Genomic DNA, 16391 nt, shown 5'->3' on the forward strand with positions numbered 1-16391 from the left:
AAAAAGCAGCAGTCGCCAAGCAAAAAGCCTCACGGCTGGCGCTTGGAGCGCGGTGCGCGAGGCTTGAAGGGTCATGAACGGGGGTTGATGCGTCGCTGGCGTGGTTCCGAACGGCGACTGAGGCTATCGGCCAGCCTTACTGCAACATGAATGTCTCGTACTCCAGCCGATCCAGCTTCCGATCGAGAATCACCAGGCTGGCCATTACCACCAGCAGCAGCGACACGGCAAATCCGTATCCATACCAGGCCGGGCCGAGCTGCAACGTAATCCAGGTCAGCACGCCGTTGAGGGCCACAAACGCCGCCGTCAGTGCCAGCACCACGCGGCGCCGGTCGAGGTAGAAGAAGATGTTCACCACGCCCAGGAACACCACCTGCAAGCTCGCGGCAATGGTGTCGACATACAGCAGCGGCAAGTACAGCTCGGAAATCTGCAGCGCCCGCAGCACCGCAGCGCCCACGGCAAACAGCACCAGCGCGGCCATGGCCTGGATCTTCACGATCTCGTACAGGCCCGCGCGAATGGTCTGCACCATCGTGTTGCGCATGTCTTCGATGTGCTCGAGCGATGCACCGCCCCGCACCGCGTTATAGAACGCGTCGTAGTACTCGACAAAATCCGTCTCGATGCGCACCAGGAAGACGGCCATGCCGGGGATGATGCCGAGGTACGCCAGGAACACCGGAATGTCATAGATGACCGAGGCATTCAGCGGGCCGATCACCTGCTGCCCCGTGCCCGGCGCATACCAGAACATGAACTTGTCGAGCCAGATGCCGAGGTTGTACAGCAGCCCGATCAACATGAGCGACGGATACGCGAACCGCTTGTCGAACACCTCGAACGACAGGAAGCGCCGCCCGCTGAAGTTGCGGTAGATGAGCGCGGCCATGCCGATCAGCAGGAACAGCTGCCCCGTCACGAACCCCAGCAGCAGCCCCTCCAGCCCGAGCCGGTTGAACAGCAGTGCCAGCAGCACGGTGAGCGTGTAGCCGACCAGAAAGATCCAAACGATCGCCTTGTACTGCTTCATGCCCGACAGGAAGATCACCGCGATCCAGATGTTGGCCATGACCACGAAACCGGCCAGCATCAGCAGCCGGTAGATGGCCGACTGCTGCGGAAACGCAAACACGATGACGAGCAGCCCCAGCCCACCCGCGACCAGCGTCATGACAAGCGACACGGCGTGGTAGTTGGGCAGGATCAGGTCGTCGCGCTTCTCGAACAGACGGTCGGACGTAAAGCGCGTGAAGGCAAGCTGCAGCGGCCCGGTCAGGATCAGGCTGACCGCAATCAGGTACGTGACCGACACCTGGAACTGCGTGATGAGCGAGCCGGGAACGACGAACGGCAGGCTCAGGATACCGATCAGCAGAATCCCGACGATGGAGAGAATCCACGGCCCGGAACTGATGATGCCGGCGTAGGTGTAGGCACGCAGCAGCCCGAGCAGGCTGTCGCGCTTGAGCATCTTGCGCAGCTCAAAACCAATGCCGGCCATCAGCGGGCTCCCTCATGCGGCTTGTTCTGCTGGGCGTGGTGCGGGCAGGCTGCGGCAGCAGCCTTGGCACCGTGCTCCGTACTCAGGTCGGGCAAGGTCTGTAGACGCGTGTACAGCTCGCGGTAGCTGCCGACCATCATCTCTTGCGTGTAGTAGCGCTCGACGCGGGCGATGCCGGCTGCCTGCGCCGCATGCCAGCGCGTTTCATCGCGCAGCAGCGTCAGCACTTCGGCGGCCAGGGCGGCGGGGTCGGCAATGCGCACGACCGCGCCGGCCGCGCCCAGTGCCGCGTCTTCGCCCTCCAGGCCGAACAGGAGCTGCCGGCACGAACCCACATCCGTGGTGACGGACGGCACGCCCGCGGCAAACCCTTCCAGCACCACCAGCGGCAGCGCCTCGCTGATGGAACTCAGCACCAGCACGCCCACCTTCGGCAGGATGTCGTCGATCTTCTGAAAGCCCAGGAACTTGATGCGGTCGCCCAGGCCCAGGCTCTCGGCCAGGCTGTGGCATTCCTGCGCGTATTCCGGATCTTCATCTTCCGGGCCGGCAATCCAGCCTTCTGCATCGGGCATCTCGCGCGTGATGGTCAGCATCGCGCGGATGAACGTCTTCACGTCCTTGATAGGCACCACACGGCCGATCAGGCACATCACGCGCGGCACGCTGGCCGGCCGCTTCTCACGCAGCGCGGCCAGGCGCGGCAGGTTGATGCCGTTGGGAATGCTGCGCGTCTTCTCGGCCGGCGCGCCGTCAATGACCTGCCGCTGCCGGTTGCCTTCATACAGCGCAACGATGTCTTCGGCCGCGTCATAACAGACACGGCCCATGGTTTCAAAAAAGCGCACCCACAGGTCGCGGAAATAGCTGATCTGTGCGATGTCCTTTTCGAAGATGCTGCGGTTGTCACGGATCCACTGGCTCTGGAACAGGTCGATCTTGCGTTCCTTGGTGTAGATGCCGTGTTCCGATACCAGCAGCGGCCGCCCGCGCTTGTAGCGCAGGAGCGCGCCCAGGAACCCCGCATAGCCGGTCGAGATGGTGTGGAACACCTTCACCGGGATAAGGTTTTCAGCAGTGCGCACGAGCTGCCACAGCGGCTTGTGCATGATGCGCACGGTCCAGAAATAGTCGGTGAACGACGGGTCGGTGCAGTAACGCCGATAGTAGTCCGTCATCATGTCCCACGCGCGGTGGCTGTAGAGGAACTGTTCCTCGGCCAGCGGGCCATCGTCGCGCAGGTCGGCGATCGAGGCGCGGATCAAGTCGGCCGTCTCTTCCTTGTTGGCCGGATTGCGCAGCGCGTCGTGCAGCTTGCGCGAGCGCTCGAACGCGGCGGCATCGCCACCACTGGCCTGCACCAGCGGCGGCGGTGGAAAGTCGTACAGGTAGTGGCACTCCAGGTGCACCACGTTGTCGGGAATGGCGTAGACGGGCTTGCCGTAATCCTCCCGGCGGCTGCCGATGAAGACGACGGCAAAGCGGATATCCGGAAACGCCCGGATCATCTGGTTGACCCAGCTCGACACCCCGCCGCTCACGTAGGGAAACGTCCCTTCGAGCAGCAGCGCGACGTCGGCCGACTGGGCGCGAGGAAATTGGTCGTTGCTCATGATGTCCAGTAGCGCAGCAGCGGGCGCAGCAACGGCAGCGGAGACCGGCTGGAGAACTGCGCCAGCGCGGCGCGCGCGCCGGCATAGTCGCGGCGCAGGTAGCAGGCTTCGGCCAGCGGCGGCAGCAGGCGGTCACGCGGGAAGCCAAGCGATTCGGCGCGGCGCAGGTGAGACTCCGCCACATCGGGCTCGCGGCGCGACAGGGCAAGCCGGCCACGCATGTACCACAGCGCGGCGTTGTCAGGCTGGATGTCGAGCGCGGCGCTGGCATAGCGTTCGACCTGCTCAGCGGTGTAGCGGTACACGTCGCCCTGCACCAGGTTCTGGTAGATCAGCTCCCAGTAAAGGTCGGCCAGGCGCTTGTTGATCTCGTAGCGCGCTTCGGGCGTGGTGGCGTCTTCCAGGCGCGGCAGCTCGGCCAGGATCTTCTGCGTGAGCTCCTTCTCGGCGTTGTCGAGCATGCCGTAGGCCAGCAGGCGGATATCGTCCACGGGGTCGGCCAGCAGGTCGCGCAGCACAGGGCTGGCGGTGCGCGTGGGCATCGACTGCATGGCCACCAGCGCGGTCATGCGGCTTTGCACCGGCGCACGCTCGTTGCTGAGCTGCGCACGCAGCCGCGCCCCGCCCCCGTGCGTCACGCGCGAGATCAAATGCGCCACGAACACCGGCAGGCCGATCTCGGCGATGTCCTTGTCGTCTTCGGGCTTGGGGAAGAGCTTGCCGAGCAGCAGGCTGCCGAGCACCAACAGGCCACCGGCCACCGGTACGAAAAAGCACAGCGCCGTCAGGTAGCCATACGTCCACACGAACGGCACGCGATAACGGCGCGGCAGCAAGCGCCACGCAGCCAGCCCGATCAGCGCCGCGGCAGTGCCCTGCAGCATCAGGCACGACAGCAGCAGCGCAAGGCTGTTGCCGGCATGCAGCGCCATCGCCACTGCCGCAATCTGGGCCGAGATGCCGCCGAGCGTGAGCTTAAACATGGTCGATCCGCATGCCTATGCGCCCCTATGCATCGAGATGGCAGCGCGAGAGGAAGCGCTGCAGCGCTTCGCCCGGATGCTCGCCGGTCACATGCAACGTCTGCACGCTGATGTGCCCGCCCTCGAAATCGACGCCGAACTGCGCACGCAGGCTGTCTTCAATGCGCACCAGATAGGCCGACACGGCACCCGCGCCCGACAGCGGCATCAGCGTGATGATGGCGCGGCGGCCCTTGCCGCTCGCCTGCCAGACGACGTCCAGCGCGCGGCGGCTGCGCACCACGCTCTCGAACAGCGCATCGCTGGCCTCTTCCTGGTCAAAGATGAGCGCCACCACCGACGAATCGATGCCGGTATCGCGATGCAGGCGCGCCAGCCGGCCGAGGTCGAGCGCAAACTCGTACGGCGCGTCGGGCACGAGATCCAGAATCTCGGAGCTGACGGTGAGATGGCGCACGCCGTCGGCGTAGTAGCCAAGCAGCACCAGCAGGAACTGCAGGTTCTCGTACGACAGCGAGAGGAACGGCATCTGGTGCACGACGACCAGGCCGATCAGCTCGTCCGCACCCGACAGCACGGGCGCGCACGCCACGTAGCGCGAGCTCTCTTCGGGGTTGTTCACATTCCGCAGCTCGGGCGCCTGCGGGTGACCGAGCGTGTGGGTGTCGATGCAATGGCGGATCAACGGATCATCGGCAACGATGTCGAACGGCGTGCCGACGCGGGCCACCGGTTCGGTGTCGATGCGGTTGCCCGTCACGCGCACCATGGCCGCCACTTCCAGCTGGCAGGCCTGCGCCGTCCATTGCAGGAACGGCTCGGCGCCAGGCAGTTGCGCCACGTCAGGCGCGTTCTCGGCTGTGCCGTGCTCGCGCGCAGCCAGCGCAATATTGCGCAGCTGCGTGAGCGTGTCGCGCAGCGTGGTCGGCTTGGCCAGCAGATCGTTCTCCAGGCGCTCGTGCGAGAGGCGCAGCAGGAAGTGGTTCTTGGTGAGCGCTGCCAGCCGGTCGTTCAGATAACCATTGACGGTGCGGGCACGCGACAACCGCGCGCCCCATATGTCGCCGTACTGCCCGCCAATCAACACCAGCATCAGGCCGCCCAGGAAGTACATGCGCGGGAAGCTGCCGGCGGCGGCCGTCTGTCCGTAAAACACGGCCCAGGCGCCCAACACCACCAGCGCGGCCAGCGCGCCGAGCAGCGTGCCGTAGCGCAGCGCCAGGATGAGCGGCACCAGCCAGATCCACGGAAAACCGTAACCGAGCAGCAGCGGATTGTCCGGCGCGAACAGCCAGACGATGCCGATAGCCGCCACCACCGCGCCCAGCGTTTCGAGCGCAGCGCTCGGGCTGGACACGGCGGGCGCAATCAGGCGCCCATACCCGGTCGACGCGCCAATGCCTTGCGCGTTGCGCCGGCGCTCGGTTCGCCCACCCTGGGCGCGCGCATCGGCGGCGGCGCGGCCGGCCGATTGGGCGGAACCTGTCGACTCGGTCTTCATCAGCCCCGGCCCAGCGGCGAGAGCAGTTCGCGCAGCAGCTTCTGCGCCACTGCCGACACGGCATCGCGGCTCCAGCCGGTGCGGCTGCCGGCCGCGCTCCAGATCACATTGCCGGTCTGCACATCAATTACCTGCAGCGTGATGCCGACGGCAGGCTCGCCATCCACGCCCACCTTGTAGCGCCATTCATCCACGGCGCCGGTCAGCGCGTAGCGGGCCTTCTCGCCGCGCGCCCAATCCAGCGCACGCGACACGGCTTCGCGCTCGGCGGGCTCGAACAGCGATTCGCTGTTCAGGTTGGCCGGATACTGCTTCAGGTTGGAGAAGCCGCGCGCCTTGAGGATGCTGGCGGCAATCGTCTCTGCGCGCAGGCCGGCCTGCGGCGTTTCGGTGTAGTTGACGATGGGCAGCACGACCCATGCATCCGAGGCGCTGGTTGCCGGCGCTCGCCCACTGTCGACCACCGCGCAGGCGGACAACGCAAGTGCCGCACCAACGCCCGCTGCCATCGCCAGCCAGCGCCGGCGGCCGGCCTTCATCTTGTTGATCAAGGGTGTCATCGCGTTCTCCTTGCTTGCGTTGTTCTTCATGCTGTTCATTCCCCGTTGTTTCGTCCGATTCGTTTGCTTCGCTTGCGCATCATCAGTACAGCCAGCGGTAGCGCAGCCCGATCTCCGTCAGCGGCGATGTCCCCGCCCGCGTAATCGACTGGTGTTCGATGTACAGCGCCAGATGGTCGTTGCCAAACACGCTGCCTGCCACGCCTATCTGGGCCTGCACGCCCCACCCTTCGCGATTGTCATGCAGCATGCCCGCGTCCATAAAGGGCCGCCAGGCACGCGTGTAGCGGTCCAGATAATCCGTGCCGAAGCCAAACAGCATGCCGAACTGGTTGAACGAGCGCGGCATGATCTGGTCAACGACCGGTGCGGCGCCCGAGGCAAGCAGGCGAGCCATCAACGGGCTGACCGTGCCCGTCGCGTTGTAGCGCGCGACGGTACCGACCACGCGGACCGTGTAGTCCGGATATTCCACCCGGAAGCGGTGGCCGATTTCGCCATCGAACACCATGCCGCTGCCGAGGAACGAGCGATCCTGCCCGTAGAAACGGTTGCCTTCCACACGGGCGCGCACGTACTCGTTCTGAGTCACCCGCCAGTTGTTCCCGATCGAAAAAAGATCCTTCACGCCGCCCACACGCAGTTGCGGCGTTTCATTGGCCGGCTGGTTGCGACCGATCGACAGTTCCGTGCCCACTGGCCCAACCTGCCCCAGCAGACCATCCAGCCGGAACGCGTAAAGCGAGCCCAGCCCTTGGCGCCAACCCACCGTGCCCTTCCACTGGGCGTTCTGCGTCTGGTATTGCGAAATCCAATCCAGCTGCCGATCCTGCGCGGGCACGCCCGTCAACTGCGTATCGTCGGTCGAGCGCTGGTTTCGCTGCGTGGCGCGCACCAGCATGCTGTAGTGGTCAGTCAGGCGGATGCCGGCGGCGGCGCTGGACTCGAAGTAGGTAAGCGGCGCCTGCTTGAACCACGTCTCGCGCGGCTCGAGCGCCTGTGAATTGGTCAGCAGCGTCTCCCGCACACGTTCGTGCAGTTGCTCGTCATCGGGTGCGGTGGTCAGCCCTTCAAACGACAACCGCTGCGCTTCGCCGAGGCGGTCCGTCATCAGGTTGGCATCGATGCGGTTGTAGAGCGGAATGCGGTCGGGCGTGTCGTCCAGCAGCCGGTTGAGCGTCTGCAAATCGCGCTCGGCCAGGGCGATGGAGATCTCGGCATAGGCCGGCCGCGTCATGCGGCGCGTGTATTGCTGCAGCAGCCACGCGCGCGCCAGATCGTTCGCCTCCTGCGAAAGCGCCCAGCCCAGCGCCGCTTCCTTGGCCACAGCGGAAACCAGCTGATCGCTCACGCGGGCCTGCTTGCGTTTGTCGGTGGGGGTCTGTGGCGGCTCGGGCGGCAAGGTGTCGATATCGCCCAGTTCGGACCGATCCATCGCCGAGCGGCCACCTTCGCGGCCCTGCTTCGTGGCGCGGCGATCATCGCGCAGCAACTCGATCAGCAGACGCTGCGACAGGTCGCCGGACCCGAATGTTTGCGCCAGAGAGACGCGCCGGGCGCGCAATTCAGTGCGTGCGTCTTCTTCCAACGGCGCAGCATCGCTATCCCCCACCGTGACGCGCGTGCCGACGCGGCGGCCCGCGGGCGGCTTGGTCTTGCCGCTGCCTGTCGTGTCTTCAGCGCGCCACAGCAGCCACCACGCCTCGCGGCGCAGCGCCCAGGCAGCATCGGCCTGACCGGCCATTTCGCGTGCGTCGGCATAGGCCAGCAACCAGAGCGGATCGGTCTGCATCGACTTGCCCTGGCGGCCCAGGAAGCGCAGCGCCAGGTTGGCGTCGAACAGCTGCAGGCCGGCGGCAGCGTAGGCTCCCCAGTATGCGGAATCGTTTTCGGCCTCGCCACGCCAAAGCGCCAATGCGCGTTTCAGCTCGGCGTTCAGCCCGGAATCCAGCAGGCCCCACAGGAAGGCGGCCTTCACATCGCTGCCCGCATCAGGCAGCGAGACAGCGCGCCGCAGGTCACGCATGGCGGCATCCCACTGGCCGCTCTGGCGGAAATACTCGGCGCGGGCGCCCAACACGCCGGCAGATTGCTCGGCCGCTTTGCGTTGTTCTGGCGTGAGCGAGGCCAGCAACCCGTCGATGCGTCGGAAGGCGCGCGCTCGCGTGTAGTAGTAGATGGCCTGCTGCAGGTGGACCATCGTGCCGTCTTTTCGGAAAGCGAGTTCAGCCAGGCGGCCAGCATCGATGGGGCTGGCGTCGTAGAAGTCGATCATCGTTGTCAGATCGTCTGGCTCAGCCCTGCCGCCGATCAACAACTGTCGATACGCCTCACGCGACAGATCGTCACGCTGGTTCAGGCGCGCGAGCTGGGCGAAGGTCCGCCAGTAAAGGTCGTCGGTGGGCGACGCCACCTTGCTGGCGGCCTCCATGGCAGAGAGCGCCTGCGCGAACTGCCCGCGCACATACAGGATGTTCGCCAGCTTGAGCGCGTACTGCGCGTTGGGGCCGAACTCCTTCTGCAGACGGGCGTAGGTGTCGTAGGCCTGATCATCTTTGCCGGCGCGCTCGGCCAGATTGGCATAGCGCTCCAGCACCACTTGCCGATGCGGACCGTGCGCGATGCTGTTCAGATACGCCAGCCCTTCCACGGGTTCGCCCAGGCGCTCGTATGCCGCGATGACCTGGTCGAGCAACTTCATGTCGCCCGGGTTGCGGCTTGCCTGGTAGCGCAGCCCAGCCAGATAGGCGTGGTCTTCGTTAAGTGCGGGCGCCAGACGCAGCACATGCTGCCAGGCCGCGTCATCGCCGGTGGATTGCGCGTAAGCCAGCCAGTAGTTCAACGCCGCCATCGGTTGGCGGTTCCACTCGGCCACTTGCGCGGCACGTTCGGTCCAGATTTTCAGATCGGGGCGTTGGCGCACGGCGGCCTCGGCCACGCGCATGGCATCGTTCAGATTGCCGCTGCCCATGAAAACCTGGAATGCGAGGTCGTAGTCTTCCGCATTGAACGGGGCGATCCCGCGTGCGATGGCCTGTGCGCCCGACGGTTTTGAAGACGACGTAGCATCGTCTGCCTTGTTCGACCCATCCGCCACCGGGCGAATGCGCGCAGCGTGGCGCTGGCGACGCGCCAGGCCTTCCCAGCCATCCATGAACACCAGGTCTGCAGGGCCTGGCAGCGGCTCAGGCCGGCCGGCGAATGCCCAGTCATGACGTGCGACACCCGCCGCCAGGGCAATGCCCTCCCCCGCCTGATGCCACGACAGTCGCAGCAAGCGGCGCGCATATTGATCGGCAAGATCCGGCCGGTTGCATGCCATCGCCAGGCGCGTGAGAAAGCGCAGCGTTTCGGTATCGTCGATCAGCGGGCCAACCCGGCGCTGCGCTTCCGTCATGGCGTCGTCGAGCAGATTGCCGGCCTGCAGTGCCTTCAACCCTGCGATGAAGTAGCGGCGCTGTTCGTCGCGCGACGTGGCAGTGGCCTGCGCGGCAAAGTTGGCAGCCGCAGCGGCGCGGTATTCGCCCACGCCCAGCGCAATCTCGGCGGTACGTGCCTGCCATTGCGTGGCGCGCGCCACGTCCTGTTTAGCCAGACGTTGATAGAACTGGATGGCAATCGCGCCCTGATCCAAACCACGCGACTTGGCGCCGAGCATCTCCAGCTCAGCCGCAGTCCAGCGATAGTCCAGCGCCTGCTTGAGCAGACCACGCAGGTCAACCAGCATGGCGGCGCGCTGCGGATCGTTCGGCTGCAGCGCGTAGGCGCGTTGCTCCCGGATGGCGATATCAAGCAGCAGCGCTTCACGGTCGAGCGTCTTGTCGTGCAGCGCACGCATGCGAGCGACCATGGCTTCGGCTTCTGCCAGCCGGCCCGTGCGCACATACTGGGCACCCAGCACGCTCAAGAACTCGCCATCGTTCGGGCGCACGCGCAACCAGGCTTCCAGATAGGCCACCGACAGCGCATCGACCTTGCCGCCCTCCAGCAGGCGAGCCTCCAGACGTTCGCGGGGGAACATCAAGGCGAGCGCCAGCCCGATCAGCGCACCCAGGGTACCGATCAGCCAGGCCGGCAGCAGCCGTTCACGCGGAGTCAGGTCAGCAGACCACATCGATATGTTGGTAGGTCACGGTTTGCGCGGCGGCTCCTGTCAGATCAACGCGCACGGTGTTGTCTTGTGCGCGGGCGGTGCGCGCCGGGTTGCCATTGACCTTCACGCGGCAGGCTCCTGCGTTGGCCAGACGAACAAACGGCTTGTAGTAGCCACCCGCCTCGAAACTCAACGCATTGCCGTTTCGTGCGAAGTTGCGCACGAAGGCTGCGGCTTCTGCAATGTATGCAGGCTTCGACGATTCTGCTTCAGGTGCGAGCGTAAAGCGTGCGGCCCCATCATCGAGATGGATATAGATACCGCCCGCTGCCTTGTCATACCCCACCACCCCCTGGGCATCCGCCATGCGCGGCGTGCCGCGGGCCATCCAGCGCAGTTCGCGCAGGTCGCCATCGCCGCGCACCAACCAAGTGTTGCCATCCCCGACTTCTCTGGCGATGGCCATGTTGCGGAAGTCCAGCACCTTGACCACATACTCGGTCGAATAGATCGGGAACACGGGCCGCGACAACGCGTAGTCATAGACCTTCTTCAAGGCCTTGAGCGACGCAAGCTTGGTGCCCGAATACATGTGGTAGTAGATGTTGATCGGCTTGAAGCGATAGGGCGTGTCAGTCAACTGCAGCGTTTCAATCAGGCGGTCGAACCCATAGAACGGTCCGGTCCAATCGTTTGTATAGACGTTCTCGTTCTGGTTGGGCGCAAACACTTGGTAAGCCCCTGGGCCCTTGTCGATGCCCAGTGGCGCAATCTCTGTCCATGATGGCGAACTGCGCGTGATGGTGGTATCGCCCCCGTTCAGGTTGAGCACGCCTGCATCCCAAGCCATGCGCACGGCAATCTCGGGGGGCTGGCAGTCGCCCGACCACTGCAGGAGCTTCACGCGCTTGCCAGGCGGTGCCAGGCGCGCGTTGATGTAGTTGATGGAGCCTGATATCTCGCGGTCGAGACTGAACTTGTAGCCCGGAATGGACAGGGCGAATGCAGTGTCGCCACCGCCCTTGTCCGCACCTGGGCCTTCCTTGGTCCGATCTCCTGCCGCGCCGGGCACCGTGCGGCTCCAATCAAACGGGTGCGAGTAGGTATGCGTGCCCAGCTCGACGTACGGCAACGCGAACATCTGGCGCGCAATCGCTTCCAGGCGCGGCGTCAGCTTGGGGTAAAGGCCGCTTGCGCCCACCTCGCCTTCGATGATCGACAGCGTAGTGGGGATGCGGTACTTCTCCCACACGTCCTGCAGCAGCGCCTCGCCGGAATATTCGGGGCCGGGAAACTCGGCGCGCGAGGCAAAGCCGTCGCCGTCCACGTGCACGAGCATGAGCCGGCGGCCGTTTTCAGAGGTCACGTCGGGGATCGGCATGTCAGGCAGCGCAAGCGCCCGGCGCAGGAACTCGATCGGCTGCACGACCCACCGCGCCTGCTCAACGGTGTCCATCGAGAACACCGCATACGGATTCAGTACGTAGCCGCCCCAATCCGTAATGGCAGCGGCATCAAACTCAAAGTTGCCCGACTTCAGCCGCAGCAGCGACTGCCCGTTCGCGCTCACCTGAATCGGCTGGGCCTCACGGCGCTCCGGTTGCGGCGCCATCTCAAAACCCATCATCTTGTCTTGCGACACCACCGACAGCGGCCCGGTGGCACGGCCACGCACAAGCTGCAGCTTGAACATGTCGGCCATGCTGCCGTCCACCGGCAGGCCGAACTGGTTCAGGAAGGCGATGTGCACACCGTCATGAATACGTTGTCGCACCCACGACGATAGCGCTGCCACCTGCTTGATCGGACTGGTGTTCACCCACACCACCACGCCGGCGTAGCGGTCGGGCGGTACCGCAGCGGGCAGCGGCTTGTTGATGTCGGCGTACTCGACGTCGTAGCCAAGAAAATTGAGCGGCGTGGCCACAAAGCGCACGCCCTCGCTGGTGTCAATGGTGGTCCGCGGGTCGCGGTCCTGCAGGATCAACACCTTGCGCGGCAACACCTCGATGCGCCCCACGCCAATGGTCGACAAGTCTGGATCGGTCACATACGGCACCACGCCCTGCGCCTTGATGCGCTTGGCCGTTTCCCGCGCGCAGGCACGGTCGGTCGGCGGGCAGTAGTCGATGGCGATAACCGGCAGGCGGTACTCGTCGCGAATCTTGCGTACATGGCCCATCAGCCATTCGCGGTCCGCATCGTTCACTTGCTTGTACTGCTTGCTGCCCTGGTCCCAGCCGCGATACAGCGATTCAAACGCCACCGCATAGGCGAGGTCGTGCACCTGCGGCAGGATTTCAAAGCCGCGATTGAAGATCAGCCTGGCCTCCGGATAGCGTGCCTTGATGGCGCGAATCACGCGCACCATGCCGGCTTCCTGGGCCGCACGTGAGGCGTCGTCCTTGGCCACCAACTGATACGAGTCGAGCGTATCGAGGAAAAAGCCACGGTAGCCCTTGTCCCACAGCGGCTTGATGACGTGATCGACATAAAACGCCGGCCACTCGGGCTGGGTCTGGTCCACCACGCGCGACGCCCACGCCTCGTTGCGGCCCAGCAGCCAGGTCTTGGGCAGATCCTTGTACCAGCGGCGCTCGGGCGTGACCTCGCCCACGCTCACGTAGGCGTACCACTGCGTCTTTGGCGTCTTGAACTGCGATGGATCGAACCCGTGGTCAGGCTCCACCACGACCGCATCGAACGCGCGCAACTGCGCCACGGGCGGTTTGTCGCCGTAGAACCACGCGATGTTCGGCGCGTTGACCGAAACTGAAGCTGTTACCCCTGACGCCCCGGAGCCGGTGGTGGCAGGCGCTTGTTGAGCAAGCGTCACACAAGGCATCGAAACGGTGGCGGCCAAAAGAAGCCCAGCCCACCGTGCGATCGTCCCTGCCGTATTCCCCCGTTTCCCCCCGGTGCGCCGCTGTAAACGGCTGAGAACCCACATGAACTGGCACTCCGCTATGCAACTATGTGCATCAATTGGGCCGATCTGCGCCGGCACTGAAGATCGGCGCCTGTGATGACGCCGTTCGAACTGCTATTTTTCTTCACGGTTGCCGCCCGCAAACGCAGGCCCCGCAAGGCATCCCGAGACAATGTGTCCGAAGGTGAAGTATCGCCGATGCCATGGGTACACGGCAAACCACATTTTTGATGACCGGGTACCCTCCTCGGACATAAACAATTGTTTGAGATCACCCGCGCACGCCGCGGTTTGACAAAGCGATTGGGGCTGCACCATGATCAGCCGAAGCCACATTTCACGCGCCCGAGCAGTTGTCGCTGCGCAACGACGCGACTTGCCCGGACGGCCCCTGCCATCATGTCCGCCCTCCTCCTTGCCCTGCTGATCCTGATCAGCGCCTTTTTTTCCGCTTCCGAAATCGCCCTCACGGCATCGCGGCGCACACGTCTGCAAACCTTGGCAGACGACGGCGACACCCGCGCCCTGCGCGTGCTGCAGCTCAAGGACATGCCTGGCAACTTCTTCACAGTGGTGCAGATCGGGGTAAACGCGGTGGCCATCCTGGCCGGTGTCATCGGCGACAGCCAGATCTCGGGGCCGCTGGCCGCGGGGCTGAGTGACTGGCTGCCGGCTGCCCGCGCCGAACGTATCGGCAGCATCGCCGGCTTCGTCATCGTGACGGGGCTGTTCATTCTCTTTGCCGATCTGCTGCCCAAGCGCCTGGCCGTGCTTTACCCCGAGCGCTGTGCGATGTCGATCATCGGCCCGATGCAGTCGTGCTTGCGCGTGTTGCGGCCGGTGGTATGGCTGTTCAACGGCGCGGCCGACATGTTCCTCAAGCTGTTTGGCGTACCGACGCACCGCGTCGACCAGATCACCACCGAAGACATCGCCGCCATGGTGGGCGCGGGCGCGCAAGCCGGCGTGCTGCGCAAGCACGAGCTGGCGATGATCGAAAACGTGTTCGAGCTGGAATCGCGCACCATCACCTCTGTGATGACCGTGCGCGACGAGGTGATCTACTTCACGGTGGACGAGCCGGTGGAGTCAATCAAGATGAAGATCATCGCGCAGCCGCACGCGGAATACCTCGTCTGCCGCGAAGACATCGACTCGGTGCTCGGCTTCATCGCGTCCAAGGACATCCTGCAGCAGATCCTGTCGGAAGAGTCCTCCGCCGTGATCCGCAACATCAGCAAGCATTACGACAAGAACCTGCTCGTGCTGCCGGACACGCTCAACCTGTCACAGGCCCTCGCGCGCTTTCGCGAGATGCACGAGCGCTTTGGCGCGGTGGTCAACGAATACGGGCTGGTGGTGGGTGTGGTGACGCTCGACGACATTGTCGGCGCGGTAATGGGCGACATCCTGTACCTGGGCGAAGACGAGCAGATCGTGCGCCGCGATGACGGCTCCTGCCTGATCGACGGTGTCACGCCGCTGGGCGACGTGAAACGCGCCTTCGACCTCGACGACCTGCCCGGCGAACACCACGTCGAAACCCTCGCTGGGCTGGTCATCTACGCGCTCAAGCGCATTCCCAAGAAAAGCGAGACCGTCGACATCGGGCCGCTGCATATTGAAGTGCTCGACATCGACAACCACCGGATCGATCAGTTGCTGGTTTCGCGGCGCATCGATCCGCTCGCGGCGGCCGCGCCCTCGGCGTCGTGAGCGGCAAACACTTCCTTGGCGGCAAACATGCCGTTGAGTGCCGCCGGAAAGCCCGCGTATAGCGCCATCTGCAGGATCGTCTCGGTGATCTCCTTTCGCGTGAGCCCCACGTTGAGGCCCGCCGCAATGTGCACCTTCAACTGCGGTGCCGCGTTGCCCAGCGCCGTGAGCGCGGCAATGGTGGCGATCTCGCGCTCACGCAGCGTCAGCCCCGGGCGGCTATAGACGTCGCCAAAGCCGAACTCGACGACGTAGCGGCCGAGGTCGGGCGAAATATCGGCCAAGGCCTCGACCACGCGCTCGCCGGCAACATCATCGACTTCCTTGAGCTTTTGCCAGCCCCGTGCGTAGCGGTCGTCCTGCAGATTGGCGTGGTTTGCGGCTTGTGCGGTGTGCGTGGTCGGGGTCATGTGCGTCCTCGTTCGGTTGGCGTTTTGGCTGGTGCTTCGATTTGACAGATGGGGAAGCAGAGCCCTTCGCGCCTTCCGCGGCTTCAATCCGTGCCCGGATGCCGTCGTAGACAACGAGTTTGACGCGCAGCACGGCCAGCGTCTCGGCCCGCGCGCGCAGCTCCGCTTCCAGCGCCGCCGCATGCAACTCCAGCAGGCGTTGGCGCGCCGACACACTGTCCAGACTGTCGCCCTGCCGCCGCAGCGCGGCGTACGCCTGCATCTGCGCGATCGGCATGCCGGTATCGCGCAGGCGCAGCAGGAACTCCAGCCAGGTCATGTCTTCGGCACGGAAGACACGATGGCCGTTATCGCGCCGCTGCACGCTGTCGAGCAGGCCTATGCGCTCGTAATAGCGCAACGTATGCGTCGACAGGCCGGTGGCTTCTGCAACTTGGGCGATGGTCAGGAATGTGGTCATGAACGGAGCTTAGAAGTTAGAGCGCACTCTAAGTCAAGCGACTTTACGCGAACTCTTCCGGCCCGCACAAAACAAAGCGCCGGCCCCTTCTCGGAGGCCGGCGCCTGGGTGTGCAGAAAAATCGGCGGGCTACCGCAGATCAACCGCCCACGCCGTACGCGCTCTTGTCCTGCTGCTTCGGACGATGGTCACGTTTCTTTTTCTTCTTGTGATGTTGCGTTGCCTTTTCGCCCGCGGCAGGTGCCGACGCGGCGGGGGCCGGCGAGGCCGCGGCAGGTGCCGGAGCCGCTGCCGGTGCGGATGCCTGCGCAAATGCGCCGGCGCTGAAGACTGCAGCCACGAGGGCAGCCAGGAGCTTGTTCATCGCTTTGTCCTTGTAGAAGAGACTGGTTTGTAGCGTTTGTAGCGCTTCCGGTGTCGGATGGAGCGTGACCCAATGCGCTCCGCGCCTGCTATGCAATGCGCGACCCGACATCGGAATGGCCCGCGCATCACCACGCAGTGTGGTGTAGGCACCGGCGGTTGTCCACCTGAAGCCTGACGGTACGCCGAGGCGCGTGGCGTTGCCTTGATGTGTCTCAACCCATCGCAACTGACATCGGAAGCCGCGAAACCCACC

The 16391-nt window shown here is 64.7% G+C and carries 11 protein-coding genes; 1 reads left to right on the forward strand and 10 read right to left on the reverse strand.

Features of this window, described 5'->3' with window-relative positions; all coding sequences use genetic code 11:
- Positions 1–136: 136 nt before the first annotated feature.
- The 7 genes from pelG to BEK68_RS10155 all read right to left on the reverse strand — a co-directional run bounded on the left by pelG (position 137) and on the right by BEK68_RS10155 (position 13102).
- Positions 137–1507: an exopolysaccharide Pel transporter PelG gene (pelG, locus tag BEK68_RS10125; protein WP_009241185.1), complete on the reverse strand. Its 1371-nt coding sequence runs from the start codon at positions 1505–1507 to the stop codon at positions 137–139.
- Positions 1507–3120: a GT4 family glycosyltransferase PelF gene (gene pelF / locus BEK68_RS10130; protein WP_009241186.1), complete on the reverse strand. Its 1614-nt coding sequence runs from the start codon at positions 3118–3120 to the stop codon at positions 1507–1509. Before pelF ends, pelG begins: the two co-directional genes overlap by 1 nt.
- Positions 3117–4103, reverse strand: coding sequence for a tetratricopeptide repeat protein (locus tag BEK68_RS10135; RefSeq protein WP_009241187.1), 987 nt, complete (start codon positions 4101–4103; stop codon positions 3117–3119). Before BEK68_RS10135 ends, pelF begins: the two co-directional genes overlap by 4 nt.
- Before the next feature lie 25 nt (positions 4104–4128).
- Entirely contained in the window at positions 4129–5604 is a 1476-nt protein-coding gene (locus BEK68_RS10140) for a PelD GGDEF domain-containing protein (RefSeq protein WP_009241188.1), read from the reverse strand.
- Positions 5604–6164 (reverse strand): hypothetical protein, encoded by a 561-nt coding sequence (locus BEK68_RS10145; RefSeq protein ID WP_004631160.1) that lies wholly within the window; start codon positions 6162–6164, stop codon positions 5604–5606. Before BEK68_RS10145 ends, BEK68_RS10140 begins: the two co-directional genes overlap by 1 nt.
- Positions 6165–6246: 82 nt before the next feature.
- Complete coding sequence (locus BEK68_RS10150; RefSeq protein ID WP_009241189.1) at positions 6247–10278, reverse strand: tetratricopeptide repeat protein; 4032 nt, start codon at positions 10276–10278, stop codon at positions 6247–6249.
- Entirely contained in the window at positions 10265–13102 is a 2838-nt protein-coding gene (locus tag BEK68_RS10155; RefSeq protein ID WP_249262915.1) for a bifunctional glycoside hydrolase 114/ polysaccharide deacetylase family protein, read from the reverse strand. Before BEK68_RS10155 ends, BEK68_RS10150 begins: the two co-directional genes overlap by 14 nt.
- Before the next feature lie 483 nt (positions 13103–13585).
- Between BEK68_RS10155 and BEK68_RS10160 the strand changes: the two genes are divergently transcribed.
- Positions 13586–14902: a hemolysin family protein gene (locus BEK68_RS10160; protein WP_009241193.1), complete on the forward strand. Its 1317-nt coding sequence runs from the start codon at positions 13586–13588 to the stop codon at positions 14900–14902.
- Here BEK68_RS10160 and BEK68_RS10165 read toward each other — a convergent pair.
- The 3 genes from BEK68_RS10165 to BEK68_RS10175 form a co-directional block, all read right to left on the reverse strand.
- Positions 14842–15312 carry a carboxymuconolactone decarboxylase family protein gene (locus BEK68_RS10165; RefSeq protein WP_009241194.1) on the reverse strand — a complete coding sequence of 157 codons (471 nt, stop codon included), beginning with the start codon at positions 15310–15312 and terminating at the stop codon, positions 14842–14844. The genes BEK68_RS10160 and BEK68_RS10165 overlap by 61 nt on opposite strands.
- Positions 15215–15772 carry a MerR family transcriptional regulator gene (locus tag BEK68_RS10170; RefSeq protein WP_009277448.1) on the reverse strand — a complete coding sequence of 186 codons (558 nt, stop codon included), beginning with the start codon at positions 15770–15772 and terminating at the stop codon, positions 15215–15217. Before BEK68_RS10170 ends, BEK68_RS10165 begins: the two co-directional genes overlap by 98 nt.
- A gap of 139 nt (positions 15773–15911) precedes the next feature.
- The gene (locus tag BEK68_RS10175) at positions 15912–16136 is read right to left on the reverse strand and encodes a hypothetical protein (protein ID WP_009241195.1); all 225 of its coding nucleotides are present in this window, start codon (positions 16134–16136) and stop codon (positions 15912–15914) included.
- Positions 16137–16391 lie beyond the last annotated feature (255 nt).

Origin of the sequence: Ralstonia pickettii (assembly GCF_001699815.1) — a bacterium.
Taxonomy (GTDB): Bacteria; Pseudomonadota; Gammaproteobacteria; order Burkholderiales; family Burkholderiaceae; genus Ralstonia; species Ralstonia thomasii.